Source organism: Pseudomonas sp. LBUM1652 (assembly GCF_059716105.1).
The window spans coordinates 4,355,539-4,371,163 of sequence record NZ_CP166804.1 but is presented as its reverse complement, the minus strand read 5'-3'; the positions used below and the strand labels follow the sequence as shown (position 1 = coordinate 4,371,163).

Sequence of the window (15,625 nt, the reverse complement as noted above, 5' to 3'; positions counted from 1 at the left end):
AGCTGCGGCACGCTGCGATCTTTTGATCTTGCTTACTTCGGCCCGAGAATCTTCACCAACTTGTCCGGCGTCGGTGCGCCTTGCTGCTGTTGCAGTTCACCCTTGTCGTCCATGTAGAAAATCGCTGGTGTGGCCTGCAACTCCAGGTCTTCCATCAACTGCATGTTCGCTGCGAGTTTGGTTTGCACCGCCGCTGGAATGTCTTTCAACGCCTTGAGCGAGCTGCTCTTGCCGGCCTTTTCGTGATCTTCCAGGGCTTTACTCGGATCCTTGGCCGCCAGCAGCGCGGCGGACTTGCCCGGGCTGTCTTCGCGGATGATACCGACCATGATGTGGCGCAACTGCACCTTGCCGGCTTTGACCCAAGGTCGGGCCTGTTCCCAGAACATGTTGCAATACGGGCAATTCGGATCGCTGAACAGGTACACCGTGCGCGGCGCATCTTTGTTGCCGTCCTGAATCCAGTTGCTCGCCTCGAACTTGGCCCAGACTTCCTTGGCCAGCGGCGCGTAGACCAGTTTTTGCAACGGGTCGCTGCTCAAGTCTTTGCCATCGGCGTCGTACAGATTGCCCAGCAGCACGTGTTTGCCGTCCGGGGTCAGGTACAGCGCCATGCCGCGGTTCTGGTACTGCGCCGCGTAACCGCGCAAGCCATCGGGGGCATCGAACTGGCCGACGATTTTTGCGCCTTTGGCTTCGATCTGTTTGATCGCCGCAGGCAATTCTTCAGCGGCCTGAACCGACGGCAGTTGCAGCAGGGCAGTGCCCAGAATCAGCGTCAGCAGGTGGCGGAGGCGGGGCATGGCAGTTTCCTTGAAGAGGTGGACGGTGCGGCGGTCGGATTTGGGGTATCGAAGTTTTCCAGGGCGCGAGCCAGGCTGGCGTTCGACAACTCGCCCAGATGACTGGCCAACAATCGACCATCGGGGTTATAGAACAGGGTAGTCGGCAATGCCATGGAACCCACGGCCTGGCCCAGTCGGCCGCCGCGATCGAACAACACGTTGTTGAGGCTCAGGCCTTGAGTTTCGAGAAATGTCGCCACGCTTTGCATGCTTTCGGCCTGATTGACGAACAGGAACGTCAGGTCCGGGCGTTGCTGCTGGGCATTTTCCAGCACCGGCATTTCGCGCCGGCACGGTGGACACCAGGTCGCCCACAGGTTGATCACCAGCGGGCCGCCCTTATAGTCGCTGAGTTTGATGGTTTCCCCGGCAGCGTTACGCAGGGTGATGTCCGGCAGTCGGGTGCCTTGTTCGTAGATGTTCAGCGACAGCGTCGCCAACAGCCAGAACGCTACACCGCTGGCGACGCCAAAGCCCAAAGGCCGACGCAGGCCCGGACGCCGCCAGCCGCGATACAGCGCGGCGAGCAGCAGGACGATCACCCCCGGCCAAGCGAGGAAACCGCCATCGCGCAGATCGACGATCTGCCACGGATCGTTGCGGTAGTGCGACCAATACAAAGCCACAAAGGCAATGCGCGCTGCCAGCATGCCGAGCAGAAAAAGACTGAACAGCGCCGACTCGGGATTATCGCCACCGCGTTTGGCCACTCGCCAACCGACGAAGGTTGCCAGTGCCAAGGCACTGATCAGCAGCAGGTGGTTAAGCGCGATGGCAAAGGTGCCGAGGGTGAAAGTCAGCATTAATTGGCGTCTCGGGTGGTGGTCCAGCGTTGCAGGAACGTATCGGCATCGACTTCGCCGGTGATGCGCTGGCTGCGGCGCTCTTCGCCATCGGCGCCGATCCACACGAAACTCGGTGGCCCGGGCACTTTATAACGGCTGAGCAATTCGCGACTGGCGGCGTTGTCGGCGGTGACATCCAGTCGAAGCAGACGTACATCGCTCAGCGCCTGCATCACCTTGTCCTTGCCGAACACCTGCTTTTCCATGACTTTGCACGATACGCACCAGTCGGCGTAGTAATCGAGCAGCACCCACTGGCCCTGAGCCTTGGCGGTATCGAGTTCGCGTTGCAGTGCCGCCGGATCCTTGATCGTGGTGAACGCGTCATGGCCACTCGGCGCGGCGCTGGTTGCACGACCGGCGCTGTAAACCTGCAATGGCTGATACGGATCATCGCTGCCGCCTGCCGCACCTACTACCAGCAAACCGCCCCATAACCCGAGCAGTAATCCAGTAGCACCAAACAGTTGGGCGACACGGCCAAAGCCATCGGACTGTTTCCAGGCACAATAAGCAGCGATCAACAGCAGGGCGCCACACAGACCGAGCCACAACGATGGATCCAGCACCGGGCGCAACATCAACAATGCCGTCGCGAGGAACAGGAAACCGAAGATGCCCTTGAGCAGATTCATCCAATCGCCGGGTTTTGGCAGGAAGCGATTGCCGACCGTCACCAGCAGCAACAGCGGCACACCAATGCCGATCCCCAGCGAGAACAGGATCAACCCGCCGTGCAAGGCGTTGCCGCTTTGCGCGATATACAGCAGGGCACCGGCCAGCGGTGCGGTCATGCACGGACCGACCAGCAAGCCAGATAGCGCGCCGAGCACGCCAGCACCAATCAGGCTGCCGCCGCTGCGACTGCGCGAGGCGTGTTCCAGTCGATCACGCAAGGCCACTGGCAATTGCAATTCAAAGAAGCCGAACATCGGTAGCGCCAGCACCACAAACACTGCCGCGAAGGCGCCGAGCAGCCACGGATTCTGTAACCAGGCTTGCAAGTTTGCCCCGAGCAGCGCAGCAATCACGCCCATCGCGGCATACACCAGCGCCATGCAAATCACATAACTGCCGGCCAGTGCGAAACCACGGCGTGGCGTCGCGCCACTGCCGACAATCATCCCGGCCAGAATCGGCAACATCGGCAACGTACACGGGGTGAACGCCAATAGCAGGCCGAGGCCGAAAAACACCAGCAGGCTCCAGCCCAGCGCTCGTTGTTGCAGGCTGCTGGCCAGAGCTTGATCCGGTGCTTCGGCGCCTGCCGAGGCGGTCGCTTTGCCGCCCAGATCAATGACCCGGGTTTGCGGCGGATAACAAAGGCCCGCATCGGCACAGCCCTGATAACTGACTTTGATCTGCCCGGTGGCCGCCGCCGGGATCTTCACTTCCAGCCCTTGGCGATAGACCGGTTGTTCACCGAAGAACTCGTCGCTGTGGGATTCACCTTCGGGCAATGTTGGCTGCTGCTCGGCGGTCAGGCCGTCGAACTTCAGACGTTTCTGGTACAGGTAATAGCCGTCGGTGATCTGCCAGAAGAGCTGGGTTTCACCCGATTCCAGGCGTTCGGAGGTGAGTACAAACGCTTTGTCGACCGGCAAAAACTCCGGTTTAGTCTCAAAAGGATTGTTCCCGGCCTGGGCCAGGCCCGAGATCAGAAGCGTAAACAGTAGAAAAATATGACGCATGGAGAAGCCTTGTCCCTGTGCAATTGAGGTGCAGAATGGGCGGCGGCGATTAACCGATAATTAACCGTATCCTACAAGGCTCCCCGGGTTCGGCCAATCAGTCACGCAGCAGTCCGGGCCAATTGCTGTCATTGATTGGGTGCGGGCCGGAGACCAGTCGATCCGTCTGAATGTTGTAAATCAGGTACTGGTTGTTGGTGAGAAAGATGTACCAGTAACTGTCTGCGAAAGTTCGATCATTTTGTGCGGCCGTGATCATTCGATTTTTGAACGGGATCAACGCGCCCATACGATGCTGGCCGAACGGGTTGCGGGTCAGTGTTTTTGCTTTGTAGTTGAACGTCAGGTAATGACCGTCATTGAGAATGAACCTGAAAAGAAAAGGGTGCCCCGTTATTTCTGCCCACGTGCCGGCAATGATTTTGTCAAAGTAGGGAACAATCGGTTTCCAGAGCGTATCGGCGACTTTGTAAATACCGGTGACCCTATCTTCATCCTGGTTGTATTTGCACACGGCCGGTATGTCGCCGTAGTAAAAGAACAGCCAGGCGATGTCTTCGTCGCTACCGGCGTTGAACCCCAGCGAGGTCGAGGTAAATCCGAAGCGCAAATCCTTGGCATGCAGATCAAATGCATCCCAGCGACCCATGATGGGGCGTGGATAGCCATCGGGTACCGTATTGTCGCCAATGCTGAATTGAGAGTAAGTGTCGGTGTTTTTGAAGAAGAAATAGATTCTATCGGGGCCGGAGCGCCAATCAACGGCAACGAAGTTTTCAAGTTTTGGCATGTTTGTTAATTCCTTTTAACGGGTTGTTTTAATGTGCAGGCAGGTTATCCGGCTGGATTAATTATCAGTAGTGCTTAAGTGTGGGATTTCATTTCTCGGGACTTATTGAAGTGCCGGCAGTGCGCAATTAAGGAATGTGTTCCGCCGGGTGCAGGCCTGCTCAATTCTGCGAGCGGCTTCCCGTCACTACCGAGGATGGCCATAATTGCCGCTTAATCCTCACCTGCTTCACTCGCATTTTTTTCAGGGAGCGCCCATGCACGTACTGGTTTGCGAAGACGATGAGCTGATCGCCAGCGGCATCGTTGCCGGCCTCACGGCTCAAGGGCTGACTGTCGAGCACGTCAACACCGCGTCCAAGGCGCGGGCGATGCTCAAGGTTGCCGAGTTTGACGTGATGGTGCTCGACCTCGGCCTGCCCGACGAAGATGGCCTGAAACTGCTGCAGCAACTGCGCCAGCACGGTCTGGAGATTCCGGTGCTGATTCTGACCGCACGCGATTCGGTCACTGACCGGGTCGACGGCTTGCAGGCCGGTGCCGACGATTACTTGCTCAAACCGTTCGATCTGCGTGAGCTATTCGCCCGTCTGCAAACCTTGCTGCGTCGAGTGGCCGGGCGCAGCGTCAACCTGATTGAACACGGTGCGTTGACCTACGACCCAAGCAGCCGCGAAACCATGCTGGCCGGGCAACCGGTGGATTTGTCGCGACGCGAACAATCCCTGTTGCAGGCTCTGCTGCACAATCGCGGTCGGGTGCTGTCCACCGAGCAATTGAAAGACAGCGTCTACGGTTTCAATGATGAGCTGGAGAGCAACGCGTTGAACGTGCATATCCACCACCTGCGCAGCAAACTCGGCAAAGGCATCGTCGAAACCGTGCGCGGTCTGGGTTATCGCCTGGGGCCGGCCGATGGTGGAGAACAAGGCAAGTGATGAGTCTACGACTGCGCCTGAGCCTGACTCTCGGCGCCGCGTTTGCGCTGATCTGGGCGCTGGCGGCCGCCTGGATGCTCAGCGACCTGCGCAATCAGATGATGTTTTCCCTTGATCAGCGTCTGGTGGCGTCGGCGCGCATGGTCGCCGGTTTGCTGGAGCAACTTCCGACGTTGCCGAGCAAGGGCGAAGGCACCCATTTCAGTGCCGAACAACTGAACATTCCCGGTGGCATGGCCTGCCAGGTCAGTTCCTTGCGCGGAGAAATTCTCGCACGCAGCCACAACAATCCCGAACAAGCGCTGGAAGCCGAGAAAATGGGCTTCCACGACCAGATGATCGACGGTGCGCCGTGGCGCAGTTTCACTCTCGCCCGGGGCGATGTGCGGATTACCACAGCGGATCGGCAGATCGAGCGTGAAGCGCTGAACATGTCGATCCTGCTGGCGGCGTCGGTGCCGGTGGGCGTGGCGTTGCTCGGCTGCCTGTGCCTGCTGTGGCTGGGGATCGGCCAAGGGCTGGCGCCGCTTAACCGTCTGCGTGAGGCCTTGATGCGGCGCAATGCCGATTCGCTCGAACCGTTGCAATTGCAGGCGTTTCCCAGCGAATTGAAGCCGTTGCTCGATACCCAGAATCAACTGTTCCAGCGCATTGGCAAGACCATCGAGCGCGAACGTCGGCTGACCGGCGACGCCGCCCACGAGCTGCGCAGCCCGCTCACGGCGATCAAGACCCACCTGCAAGTGGCGCGCATGACCGACGGTGCCGCCCGCGATCAGTCGCTGGCCAAGGCCGAGGAGGGCGCTGATCGCCTGCATCGCACGCTTGAGCAATTGCTGTTGCTGGCGCGGGTCGAGGGCAGCCTGTCGTTTGACGACGGCTCGCAGTGCAGCGCCGAGCAAGTGGCGCGGCTGGCGATTGCCGATGCCACGGGCGGCGAGCGCCTGCGAATCAAATTGCAACTGCCGGAACAGCTTTCGACAGCGCCCTTGCAAATGCCGGCGGTGCTGTCGATTGCCGCGCTGCGCAATCTGCTCGACAACGCCCTGCGCCACACCCCCGAAGACTGTGCGGTCGAGTTGAGTCTGGAAACCATCGGCAACCGCGTACGTTTTATTGTGCGCGACCATGGCCCGGGCATCGCTCAGGATGATCTGCAACATCTGACCCAACGTTTCTGGCGCAATGGTCAGAGTACCGGCTGCGGCCTGGGCCTGGCGATTGTTCAGGCCATCGTCCAGCGTTGCGAATGTGCCCTGCATTTCGACAGCCGCCCGGATGGGCTGCGCGTTGAGTTGACCATGCCATTGCAGACCATTTGAAACCCTCTCGCGGGATCTGCATGCGGCACATCAAATGTAACCTCTCTCCAATGGCTATCCGGCTGTCGTGACGTTAAGGTCACGACAGCTTTGACTCAATGGATTGAGGGAACAGCGCCATGGAAGCACCCATCTGTATTCGTCCGGCCATCCTGGCCGACGTCGGCATCATCTGTCGCATCATCGAACGTTCGATCCGCTTCGGTTGTGCGCTCGATCATCGCAACGACCCGCTTATCGTCAACGACTGGATCCGGCAGCAATCTGCCGATTTGCTCAGCGCCTGGCTTGCCGACCCGCATTTCTATCTGAATATCGCCTTGCTGGCGGACAAACCGGTCGGTGTCGGCATGGCTCAGGGCCGTGGCGACATTGTTCTCTGCTATGTACAACCGGAATCCTTTCGCCGTGGCGCGGGGCGAGCGCTGATGAACGATCTGCAAGGCTGGCTACGGGTGCATGGTGTACTTCACGCCCACCTCAACAGCACACGCACTGGCGAAGCGTTCTATCGTCATCTGGGCTATCGCGAATCTGAACCACCCCTCATACACAAAGGCTTGCAGATCCTGCCCATGTACAAGCCACTGCCATTATCCGGATGACGAGTCGATCAAGGGGCTAAATCCTCGCCTCGCTTATGCGTTTCCAGAACAGGAAAACCTGCAAGTGCGCCCCGCGACCGGAACGCGCACCTGTCCGGTGTGCTGTTTTGGTCACAATCCATAGCGAATTGAGGGGTCGAGAGATGTCAGTCGCCACCAGCCTTATCGAAGAGTCGCCGGCCCGGGTTACCACGGTGCCAGCGGAAACGTTGTATCAGTTCAATGAATCGCCACTGCTGACCCGTCAGGCACAGCAGGAATCCAATGCCCGCAGCTATCCGCGCCGCATTCCACTGGCGCTCAAGCGTGCCAAGGGTCTGTATGTCGAAGACGTCGAAGGGCGCACCTTTATTGACTGCCTGGCCGGTGCCGGCACGCTGGCACTGGGGCATAACCACCCGGTGGTGATCGAAGCGATCCAGCAGGTATTGGCCGATGAGTTGCCGCTGCATACGCTCGACCTGACCACCCCGGTCAAGGATCAGTTCGTTCAGGATCTTTTCGGTCTGCTGCCGGTTGAGCTGGCGGCGCAAGCGAAGATCCAGTTCTGCGGCCCGACCGGCACTGATGCAGTGGAAGCGGCGTTGAAACTGGTGCGCACTGCGACCGGGCGCAGCACGGTGCTGTCATTCTCCGGTGGTTACCACGGCATGAGCCAAGGGGCGTTGAGCCTGATGGGCAGCCTGGGGCCGAAAAAACCGCTGGGCGCATTGCTCAGCAACGGCGTGCAGTTCATGCCGTTCCCGTATGACTATCGTTGCCCGTTCGGCCTCGGCGGCGCAGCCGGGGTGAAGGCCAACCTGAGCTACCTGGAAAACCTGCTCAACGATCCCGAGGCCGGCGTGCAATTGCCAGCAGCGGTGATCGTCGAGGCGGTGCAGGGCGAGGGCGGGGTGATTCCGGCGGATATCGAATGGCTGCGCGGCTTGCGTCGGATCACTGAGAAAGCTGGTGTGGCGCTGATTGTCGACGAAATCCAGAGCGGTTTCGCCCGTACCGGCAAGATGTTTGCCTTCGAACACGCTGGCATCATCCCGGACGTGGTGGTGCTGTCCAAAGCCATCGGTGGCAGCCTGCCGCTGGCGGTGGTGGTGTATCGCGACTGGCTCGACACCTGGCAGCCGGGCGCTCACGCCGGCACCTTCCGCGGCAACCAGATGGCGATGGCAGCAGGTTCTGCGGTGATGCGTTATCTGGTTGAGCACAAAGTGTGCGAACACGCCGCCGCCATGGGTGCGCGCTTGAGCGAGCACCTGCGCATCCTGCAGCGCGACTTCCCGCAACTGGGCGATATTCGCGGCCGTGGCTTGATGCTTGGCGTCGAACTGGTCGACCCGAACGGCGCGCCGGACGCACTCGGCCATCCACCAGCGTTTGCGCGGCTGGCACCGCTCGTGCAGCGCGAATGTCTCAAACGCGGTTTGATTCTGGAGTTGGGTGGCCGTCACGGCGCGGTGGTGCGTTTCCTCCCGCCGCTGGTGATCACCGCTGCCGAAATCGACTGCGTTGCCGAGATCTTCGGTCGTGCGTTGGCTGCTGCCATCGCCGCCGAGTAAATTTTTCGCCGCGCCGAACGTTCTTTCTACATACCCGGCTGCACCTGCCGTGCAGCCCCCCCCTACAACGATGGAGAACCAGCATGACGTCAGTATTCGACCGCGAGGACATCCTCTTTCAGGTCGTGGTCAACCACGAAGAGCAGTACTCGATCTGGCCGGATTACAAGGCCGTGCCAGAAGGCTGGCGCACCGTGGGCAAGAGCGGCCTGAAAAAGGAATGCCTGGCCTACATCGAGGAAGTCTGGACTGACATGCGCCCGCTGAGCCTGCGGCAGAAAATGGAAGGGCAGGCTGCGGTTCAATAAGCTTCCGGCCAAAAAGAAACCCGCTGGACTGGAGACAGTCAGCGGGTTTTTTCATGTCCGGAACATGCGTTGTCTTTGCTGGCCTCATCGCCAGCACGCTGGCTCCCACATGGGATCACCTAACCCTGTAGGAGTGAGCCTGCTCGCGATAAACGATAACGCGGTGTAACTGAGCTTACGCCCCACTCAACCCCTTGAGCAGCAGATCCACATTCCCCTCAAGCTCCGCCACCGGATCTTCGGCATCAGTACTCAACACCACCAGATGACTACCGGACTCGGCGATCGCCGCTTTCACCGCGTCTGACGGTTGTCGGTGATGCAGCACCACCGCCACGTCATTGTCCTTGAGCGCCGCCGTCAATTGCTTCAAATCCTCCGGCGTCCACTCTGTATCAGGACGTGGATCCTGCCCGATCAGCTCCAGATTCAGGCTACCGATCAGATAGCCGAAGTGATCGCTCAAGCTCATCACACTCAGATTGTCTGCATTGGCCAGACGCGCCTCGCTGTCGGCGCTGAGTTTGAGCAGGCGCTGTTTCAACGCCGCCAGGTTCGCTTCGATCTTCGGCTTGGCGGTCGGTGCCAGACGCACCAGATCCGCTGCCATCACGTCTGCCATGCGCCCCATGTTGTTGCTCGCCAGCCATGGCTGGCTGTTCAGTCCATCGACCTTCAACCCTGGTTGCACGGCAATACCGGGCAGGGCACCGTCGACCGGGCGTGCGGCATCGACCTCAACAATACGGATGTTGCTGCGACGGGCGATCGGGTACAGCGGGTCATCGGCCCACAGCGAGCGCACGCCGATGACCGCGTCGGCATTACTCGCCAGTTTGTCCAGCGCCGGAGCGCCGCGACCCGTGAAGTAAGCGGTCTGGCGGCTGCCCGGCAAGTTCGCCGGCGCCGCGCGTTCCAGGTTGATACCGGTGCCTTTGAGCAATGCTTCGCCCAAGCCGTAGGTGATCGGTAGCGAGGCCAGCACCCGCAAGGGCTTGGCGCTTTCGGCGGCCATCAACGGGCTGCAGACCACGCCGCACAGCGCCATGCTCAGGGTCAGTTTTCTCAGTGAAAAAGCCATTTATCCAAGGTTCCCTTTCAGACTGGGTACGACACCGCGCGCGATGGCGGCGAGGGCGAACGCAATGCCGGCGACCAGAATGATCGCGGCGCCGGACGGGATCGGCAGATCGAAGACGATCGGCGCAAGGATCCCGCACAAGGTGCTGACGGTGGCAATCAGTACCGAACACCAGAAGAAGCCCTTGAGCGACTGGCTGAGCAAACGCGCCGCCGCCGCCGGAATCACCAGCAGGGCACCGACCAGAATCGCACCGATGACTTTCACCGCCGCCACGGTGATCAGCGTCACCAGAATCACGAACAAGTAATCGAGGGTCTTCACCGCCACCCCCCGTACCGCCGCCAGTTGCGGATTGAAGCTGGCCAGCATGATGCGGTTGTACAGCGGCAGCGCGAGGGCCATGACCAGCGAACCGACGATGGCCAGCACCGCCAGATCATTGCCGTTGACGGTCAGCACCGAACCGAACAGCACGTTTTCCAGAATGTGTACGTTGATCTTGCCGGCCAGAATCAGCAGCAGGCTCGCACCCAGCGCCAGGGATACCGAGAGGAACACGCCGATCAAGGTGTCAGGCGCCAGACCCGTGCGGTTGCGCAGGTAGTTGAGCAGAATGCCGAACAGCAGGCAGTAACCGAACAGGCTGCCATACGGCCCGGTGTAGGGTTCGCCGAGCAGGATGCCGATGGCCACGCCGGTTAGCGCTGCGTGGCCGACTGCTTCGGAGAAAAACGCAAAGCGCTTGACCACCACCAGCGTGCCGAGGCCGCCGAGCACCGGGCCTATCAACAGACCCGCGAGCAGCGCATTGACCACAAAACCATAGGCCAGCGCTTCGGGCAGGTAACCCGACGAGGCCCAGCCCTGAACCATCAAACGAAAGGCTTCGTAACTCATCAGACAGCGCTCCGTGGATGGGTCGAAAACAGCGTCAGCAGACGCTCCGGGGTCAGCGCCTGTTGCGGTGTGGCATCGAACAGCACGCGACGGTTGAGACCGGTGACGCGATCGGCCAGACGTCCGACCGCCTCCAGATCATGTTCGATCCACAACACGGTGATGCCCGCCGCGCGCCAGTCCCCGAGCAGGCGTTCGAACACCTGAATCCCGGCCTCGTCGAGCGCCGACATCGGCTCATCCAGCACCAGCAGTTGCGGCGCCGGGATGAGCCCTTGGGCGAGCAGGACCCGCTGACGTTCGCCGCCGGACAGCGCGCCCATGCGTCGCTTGCGCTTGTCTTGCATGCCGACCCGTTCCAGCGCCTCACCGATGGCGCCAGCGTAGTGTTTGCTCAAGCCGAGAAACGCCGGGCGGCGCTGGCACATGGCGGCCATGAAATCGTCGACCGTCATTGGCAAGCCGCGGTCGAATTCCAGCGCTTGCGGCACGTAGCCAATGGTGTCGGGCTCGCCGGGCCATTGCAGGCTCAACTGGCCTTGATGCGGCATTTGGCCGAGCAAGGTCTTGATCAGCGAACTCTTGCCACCACCGTTGGGGCCGACCAGCGCATGCACGCTGCCGGGGTGTACCTGGAAGGTGACCTTGTCGAGAATGGTGGTGCGCCCAAGGGTCAGGCTGACATCAGCAAAATCGAGAGTCGGCCCGCAAACCTGTGGGAGCGAGCTTGCTCGCGAAGGTGTCGTGTCAGCCAACGGATGCGTTGAGTGTTCAACCGCATTCGCGAGCAGGCTCGCTCCCACAGGGGTTTCGGACTGGTCAGAGAAGGTTTCTTTGGAGGTCATGCCCCTGACTCCTGAATCGCCCGCACCACGGTGTTGAGGTTGCCGGTCATTTCCTTTTCGTACTTGTCGGTGGTGTATTCGCCGTAGGAAATGTGCGACAGCGGGTACAGCTTCACACCGGACTCTCGCTGAATGGTGTCGACGTAAGAGGACGGAAAGTCCATTTCCGAGAAGATCACCTTCACGTCCAGTTCGCGCAGTTGGTCGATGGTCTTCTTCAACTGGCTCGGGCTCGGCTCGATACCGTGGGCCGGTTCGACCACGGCCGTCACTTCCAGACCGAATTCGCGCAGCAGGTAGTCGTAAGCCGCGTGAACGGTGGCGACGCGCAGTTCGGCGTTCGGTGCCTGGGTCAGCTTGGCCAGCGCATCGGCGCGCATCTGCCGCAGACGTTTGCCGTAGGCACGGGCGTTCTGGGTGTAAGTCTTGGCGTTGTCCGGGTCGAGTTTGCCCAGTTCCCGGGCGATGTTGTTGACCTGGGCAATCGAAGCGCTGATCGACAGGAACGTGTGCGGGTTGACCACTTTGCCGGCACCGCGCGCGGCAACCCCGGTGGCGGCCAGCAGCGGCACGTTTTCGTTGGCTTCGATGGTCTTGATGCTCGGTGTTTCGCTGGCGGCGATCATGCGGTCAGCGAAGTCGTCATGGCCGACACCGTTGAGCACGATCACGTCCAGGCCGCTGATACGTTTGATGTCCTCGGCCCGTGGCTCGTAAGCGTGCGGGTTGAAACCGGCCGGAATCAGCGGCACGACCTCGGCCTTGTCGCCGACGATGTTCGCCACGTAGCTGTAATAAGGATGCAGGGTAATGCCGATGCGCAGGCGTTTTGCCTGATCGGCACTGGCCAGTGGGCTCAACAGACAGGCACACAGGCCCATTAGAAACAGGCGCAACAACGGACGGCGTGGCGATGAAATAGACATGGGCAAACGGTCTTCTCTCGGGTGAGTGCGAGGAATCAATGGCGATGTTCGCGGGTAACCCCGGCATCGTATTGCGCGACGATCTGTTTCCAGCCGGCGGCGGACAGGGCCGCGTCGGTCAGCGCTTGAGGCGCCTTGAGTTCGGCTTGGCGGTTGAGCCATATATCTGGCGCCGCTTTGGCATCGGCATCGACGCGCATCAGAAACGAACCGGCGACGGCAGGCGTCTGGCTGTGACCGAAATAGGCGCTGTCGGCCTGCATTTGCCAGACGTGACCGCCACGACTGACGGAACTGGCGTCCTGGGCAAACGGAGCGAAACCTTCATCCGCCAGGTTTTGCGGGGTTGGCAGGGTTTTCTGCTCTTCACGCAGCAACTGGATTTCGTCCAGCGTCACCCGCAGGTCGGCATAGATGCCTTGCTCGGCGGCGCTAAGGTCACGCCGGGCATCGAACTGGTTGCTGGCGACGGGCTCCGGTTCATGGGAAACCCCGCGCCAGGCCACCGCGGAGCCGGCCAGCGCGAGGATCAGCAGACACAACAACAGGACGTTGAGGGTTTCGTGGCCAGCACCTGCCGGGCGCACGATTTGTGTGGTGGGCGTACTCATGGGGCTTCGATATCCGCTTGGTCGATTTCGACTACGTGGCCTGGGCCCGCGTCGAACAGCACGTAGAACTCGGCGCCGGGTTTCTTGAAGGTCAGGGTTGAGTCACTACCGAGCTTGCCGGGCACCAGAATGGTTTCGTCGTAGCCAATCACGTCGAGGGTCACGCCCGGGGCGCCGCTGCCGTCGGAAAAACCGCCGGTGCATTGGATCTGCTCGTCGTCGATGGCTTTGCATTCACACATCGGGTTATGCGCCAGAGCGCTGGCGCTGAAACCGGCGAACAGCACCAGCAGCGCGGCGCTCAGCCGCAGGCGGGAAGGGCGAGAGCAGCTCATGGTTTGGCTCCTTGTGTGTTCAGCCAGGCAAGGGTGGCGGGAGAGGCCTGGCTCAGGGGAATCGAGGCCTGATGCATGCTGCCGTCCCAGCCTTCCATGGTGATCCACAGTTCGGCATCGGCTTTGGTTTTTTCCGGGACTGGCAGTTGGGCACCCATGCGGTAAGGGGTGCCGAAGAAAATCACTCCGGCGGCGCGCAGACTGCGGGGTTTGCCGATGCGCAGATAAGTCGCCTTGACCTTGTCGACGCAAGCGTCACACAGGGCGGCGTTGAAGCCTTTCAGATAACCGGCCGGGCCGCCGCGCGGCGCTTCTTCGCGCAACTCGGCGAGGCGCAGGCTCCAGGGGCCGACCTGAATTTCGCCGACTTCCCGTTCACCGAGGCCACTGTCGCCGCGGAACAGGGCGGCATCGGCGAAGTATTTGGGCATGAAGCCCAGCGGAATCAGCAGCAACAGCACGTTGATGTGAAACCGCCATTTGTGCCAGAACAGACTCAGGCGTGAGGGTTGAGCAGAAGCAGTGGATTTGCTCACAGGTTGGCCTCCGACACTTCACGATTCATGGCCGGTTGGGGCAGGACACGATTCTTTTTACTTTCCCGCTTGAGTGCGTTGGCGGTCGCCAGGGCGGTGCGTTTGGTCCAGATCAACAGGCCGCTGAGCACCATCATGCTCAGCAGCAGGCCGAAGAAAAACCAGATCAGCTTGATCCACAATCCGCCAAAGTCCCCGGTATGCAGCGGGCGCATGGATTCGGTGACGAATTCCAGTGAGGAACGATCGGACAACAACCGCGAAGCCGCCATGTCACCGTTGTACGGATTGATCGTGGCGGTCTGGAACATCAGCGGATACCAGCCCCGGCCACCGACACTCATATGGCTGTAGGCATTGCCCGGCAGGCTGACGAAACTGACCTCCAGGCCGGGGATCTTCTGCTGGGCGATTTCAATGGCGTGATCCAGGCTTATTCGCGTGGGCGGTGAGCCGTCCGGCGAAAGCGGTACAGCCTCACGGGCCATTGCCGGGATGATCGGTTCGCTGGAAATGGAAATCTGGTTATCCGACAGCAACGCCTGAATCAGGAACCAGGTGCCGGTGATGGAAATCACCGCAATGAACCAGATCGACCAGATACCGCTGAGACGGTGGAAGTCTCCCCAGAAAATCCGCGCGCCGTGGCGAAAGCGCAGGGTCGGGTTAAAGAAACCTTTCCAGAAGCGTTTATAAACCACCAGCCCAGTGATCAGCGAAACCAGCAAAGGCAGGCCGAGGAACGACACCAGATACCAGCCCCAGCTGAAACCGTTGGTGAACGGCACGAGCCACCAGCCATGCAATGCACGGGTGAACGCCTTGAAATTGAAGGTCGGTGCCGTGCCCTGGATCACCCCGGTGTAAGGGTTGACGTAGACCGTCAGCGAACGACCGTCCGGGTAGCTGACCTCTACGTCCAGGGCAAAGTGTGATTCGTCGGGGCGGCTGATGCTTTCGACCACGGTCTGTGGTTCGGCTTTCTTGATCGCCGCCAGCACCTGATCGTAGCTGAGCAGCGGTGCATCGTCCGACGGCTGACTGGCGCGCATCTGCGGATTGGCGAGCCAGACGATCTCCTGGCTGACCACCGCCAACGTCCCGGTCACGCAGACGATCAGGACGAAAAACCAGATGGGTAACGCGAGCCAGCTATGCACCAGGAACCACAGTTTGGAGCGGGATTTCTTCGACATGATTACGCGTCTTGATTTCGGTGGAAGGGAGCACGGCTACGGGCTTCGCAGCACGGGATTCCCCGAAAGGCGTTCGTGGCTTTTGCCTACGCGAACGGCCTGCATCTCTATAGGACGGATGAGCGAGGTAAATCCCGATGATCGATATGAAAGCAAATGTTTCGCAATTCGCATCTGCACCACTGAACCCTTGTGGGAGATCAAACACGATTCATGAATGACGCCATCACCCTCCGCCAATTGATGCCCGCCACCCGCTCCCTATGATGGAAATCACCCGGATTGCCTCAGTGAGC

The 15,625-nt window shown here is 60.5% G+C and carries 17 protein-coding genes; 5 read left to right on the top strand and 12 right to left on the bottom strand.

The features are described from left to right. Positions 1-32 precede the first annotated feature (32 nt). From dsbG to ACA069_RS19630, 4 genes are all read right to left on the bottom strand, one after another. Entirely contained in the window at positions 33-803 is a 771-nt protein-coding gene (gene dsbG / locus ACA069_RS19645; RefSeq protein ID WP_497615038.1) for a thiol:disulfide interchange protein DsbG, read from the bottom strand. Continuing rightward, a complete protein-coding gene (locus tag ACA069_RS19640; RefSeq protein ID WP_187679532.1) occupies positions 779-1,648 on the bottom strand; it encodes a TlpA disulfide reductase family protein in 870 nt (289 codons plus the stop codon). The genes dsbG and ACA069_RS19640 overlap by 25 nt, the downstream gene beginning before the upstream one ends. Next, on the bottom strand, positions 1,648-3,381 hold the full coding sequence (gene dsbD / locus ACA069_RS19635; RefSeq protein ID WP_497615036.1) for a protein-disulfide reductase DsbD: 1,734 nt from the start codon (positions 3,379-3,381) through the stop codon (positions 1,648-1,650). Before dsbD ends, ACA069_RS19640 begins: the two co-directional genes overlap by 1 nt. 97 nt (positions 3,382-3,478) lie before the next feature. Then, entirely contained in the window at positions 3,479-4,171 is a 693-nt protein-coding gene (locus tag ACA069_RS19630; RefSeq protein ID WP_497615034.1) for a hypothetical protein, read from the bottom strand. A 256-nt stretch (positions 4,172-4,427) separates the two neighbouring features. Here ACA069_RS19630 and ACA069_RS19625 point away from each other — a divergent pair, with 256 nt between their 5' ends. The 5 genes from ACA069_RS19625 to ACA069_RS19605 all read left to right on the top strand — a co-directional run bounded on the left by ACA069_RS19625 (position 4,428) and on the right by ACA069_RS19605 (position 8,899). Then, positions 4,428-5,108 (top strand): response regulator, encoded by a 681-nt coding sequence (locus ACA069_RS19625; RefSeq protein WP_187679529.1) that lies wholly within the window; start codon positions 4,428-4,430, stop codon positions 5,106-5,108. After that, positions 5,108-6,430: an ATP-binding protein gene (locus ACA069_RS19620; RefSeq protein WP_497615033.1), complete on the top strand. Its 1,323-nt coding sequence runs from the start codon at positions 5,108-5,110 to the stop codon at positions 6,428-6,430. Before ACA069_RS19625 ends, ACA069_RS19620 begins: the two co-directional genes overlap by 1 nt. Before the next feature lie 119 nt (positions 6,431-6,549). Beyond that, the gene (locus ACA069_RS19615) at positions 6,550-7,035 is read left to right on the top strand and encodes a GNAT family N-acetyltransferase (RefSeq protein WP_497615031.1); all 486 of its coding nucleotides are present in this window, start codon (positions 6,550-6,552) and stop codon (positions 7,033-7,035) included. A 143-nt stretch (positions 7,036-7,178) separates the two neighbouring features. Beyond that, on the top strand, positions 7,179-8,591 hold the full coding sequence (locus ACA069_RS19610) for an aspartate aminotransferase family protein (protein WP_497615029.1): 1,413 nt from the start codon (positions 7,179-7,181) through the stop codon (positions 8,589-8,591). An 83-nt stretch (positions 8,592-8,674) separates the two neighbouring features. After that, entirely contained in the window at positions 8,675-8,899 is a 225-nt protein-coding gene (locus ACA069_RS19605) for an MbtH family protein (protein WP_187679525.1), read from the top strand. A 175-nt stretch (positions 8,900-9,074) separates the two neighbouring features. On the opposite strand, the gene ACA069_RS19600 is transcribed toward ACA069_RS19605, so the two are convergent. The 8 genes from ACA069_RS19600 to ACA069_RS19565 are packed head-to-tail and all read right to left on the bottom strand — an operon-like array spanning position 9,075 to position 15,329. Beyond that, positions 9,075-9,980 carry a metal ABC transporter substrate-binding protein gene (locus tag ACA069_RS19600; protein WP_497615027.1) on the bottom strand — a complete coding sequence of 302 codons (906 nt, stop codon included), beginning with the start codon at positions 9,978-9,980 and terminating at the stop codon, positions 9,075-9,077. Then, a complete protein-coding gene (locus ACA069_RS19595; RefSeq protein WP_007917717.1) occupies positions 9,981-10,880 on the bottom strand; it encodes a metal ABC transporter permease in 900 nt (299 codons plus the stop codon). It abuts the gene before it with no gap. Next, positions 10,880-11,725: a metal ABC transporter ATP-binding protein gene (locus ACA069_RS19590; protein WP_497615025.1), complete on the bottom strand. Its 846-nt coding sequence runs from the start codon at positions 11,723-11,725 to the stop codon at positions 10,880-10,882. Before ACA069_RS19590 ends, ACA069_RS19595 begins: the two co-directional genes overlap by 1 nt. Next, positions 11,722-12,651, bottom strand: a complete 930-nt coding sequence (locus ACA069_RS19585; RefSeq protein ID WP_497615023.1) for a metal ABC transporter substrate-binding protein — start codon at positions 12,649-12,651, stop codon at positions 11,722-11,724. Before ACA069_RS19585 ends, ACA069_RS19590 begins: the two co-directional genes overlap by 4 nt. Before the next feature lie 35 nt (positions 12,652-12,686). Continuing rightward, positions 12,687-13,262: a DUF6162 family protein gene (locus ACA069_RS19580; RefSeq protein ID WP_497615021.1), complete on the bottom strand. Its 576-nt coding sequence runs from the start codon at positions 13,260-13,262 to the stop codon at positions 12,687-12,689. Then, positions 13,259-13,597 (bottom strand): hypothetical protein, encoded by a 339-nt coding sequence (locus ACA069_RS19575; protein WP_187679521.1) that lies wholly within the window; start codon positions 13,595-13,597, stop codon positions 13,259-13,261. Before ACA069_RS19575 ends, ACA069_RS19580 begins: the two co-directional genes overlap by 4 nt. Next, complete coding sequence (locus ACA069_RS19570; RefSeq protein WP_497615019.1) at positions 13,594-14,133, bottom strand: PA2404 family protein; 540 nt, start codon at positions 14,131-14,133, stop codon at positions 13,594-13,596. The genes ACA069_RS19575 and ACA069_RS19570 overlap by 4 nt, the downstream gene beginning before the upstream one ends. Further along, positions 14,130-15,329, bottom strand: a complete 1,200-nt coding sequence (locus ACA069_RS19565) for a PepSY-associated TM helix domain-containing protein (protein WP_401267208.1) — start codon at positions 15,327-15,329, stop codon at positions 14,130-14,132. The genes ACA069_RS19570 and ACA069_RS19565 overlap by 4 nt, the downstream gene beginning before the upstream one ends. Positions 15,330-15,625: the final 296 nt, after the last annotated feature.

Excerpts from the sequence above, each read along its gene's own strand:
- dsbG (WP_497615038.1), bottom strand. The coding sequence starts at position 803 with ATGCCCCGCCTCCGCCACCTGCTGACGCTGATTCTGGGCACTGCCCTG.
- ACA069_RS19640 (WP_187679532.1), bottom strand. The coding sequence starts at position 1,648 with ATGCTGACTTTCACCCTCGGCACCTTTGCCATCGCGCTTAACCACCTG.
- dsbD (WP_497615036.1), bottom strand. The coding sequence starts at position 3,381 with ATGCGTCATATTTTTCTACTGTTTACGCTTCTGATCTCGGGCCTGGCC.
- ACA069_RS19630 (WP_497615034.1), bottom strand. The coding sequence starts at position 4,171 with ATGCCAAAACTTGAAAACTTCGTTGCCGTTGATTGGCGCTCCGGCCCC.
- ACA069_RS19625 (WP_187679529.1), top strand. The coding sequence starts at position 4,428 with ATGCACGTACTGGTTTGCGAAGACGATGAGCTGATCGCCAGCGGCATC.
- ACA069_RS19620 (WP_497615033.1), top strand. The coding sequence starts at position 5,108 with ATGAGTCTACGACTGCGCCTGAGCCTGACTCTCGGCGCCGCGTTTGCG.
- ACA069_RS19615 (WP_497615031.1), top strand. The coding sequence starts at position 6,550 with ATGGAAGCACCCATCTGTATTCGTCCGGCCATCCTGGCCGACGTCGGC.
- ACA069_RS19610 (WP_497615029.1), top strand. The coding sequence starts at position 7,179 with ATGTCAGTCGCCACCAGCCTTATCGAAGAGTCGCCGGCCCGGGTTACC.
- ACA069_RS19605 (WP_187679525.1), top strand. The coding sequence starts at position 8,675 with ATGACGTCAGTATTCGACCGCGAGGACATCCTCTTTCAGGTCGTGGTC.
- ACA069_RS19600 (WP_497615027.1), bottom strand. The coding sequence starts at position 9,980 with ATGGCTTTTTCACTGAGAAAACTGACCCTGAGCATGGCGCTGTGCGGC.
- ACA069_RS19595 (WP_007917717.1), bottom strand. The coding sequence starts at position 10,880 with ATGAGTTACGAAGCCTTTCGTTTGATGGTTCAGGGCTGGGCCTCGTCG.
- ACA069_RS19590 (WP_497615025.1), bottom strand. The coding sequence starts at position 11,725 with ATGACCTCCAAAGAAACCTTCTCTGACCAGTCCGAAACCCCTGTGGGA.
- ACA069_RS19585 (WP_497615023.1), bottom strand. The coding sequence starts at position 12,651 with ATGTCTATTTCATCGCCACGCCGTCCGTTGTTGCGCCTGTTTCTAATG.
- ACA069_RS19580 (WP_497615021.1), bottom strand. The coding sequence starts at position 13,262 with ATGAGTACGCCCACCACACAAATCGTGCGCCCGGCAGGTGCTGGCCAC.
- ACA069_RS19575 (WP_187679521.1), bottom strand. The coding sequence starts at position 13,597 with ATGAGCTGCTCTCGCCCTTCCCGCCTGCGGCTGAGCGCCGCGCTGCTG.
- ACA069_RS19565 (WP_401267208.1), bottom strand. The coding sequence starts at position 15,329 with ATGTCGAAGAAATCCCGCTCCAAACTGTGGTTCCTGGTGCATAGCTGG.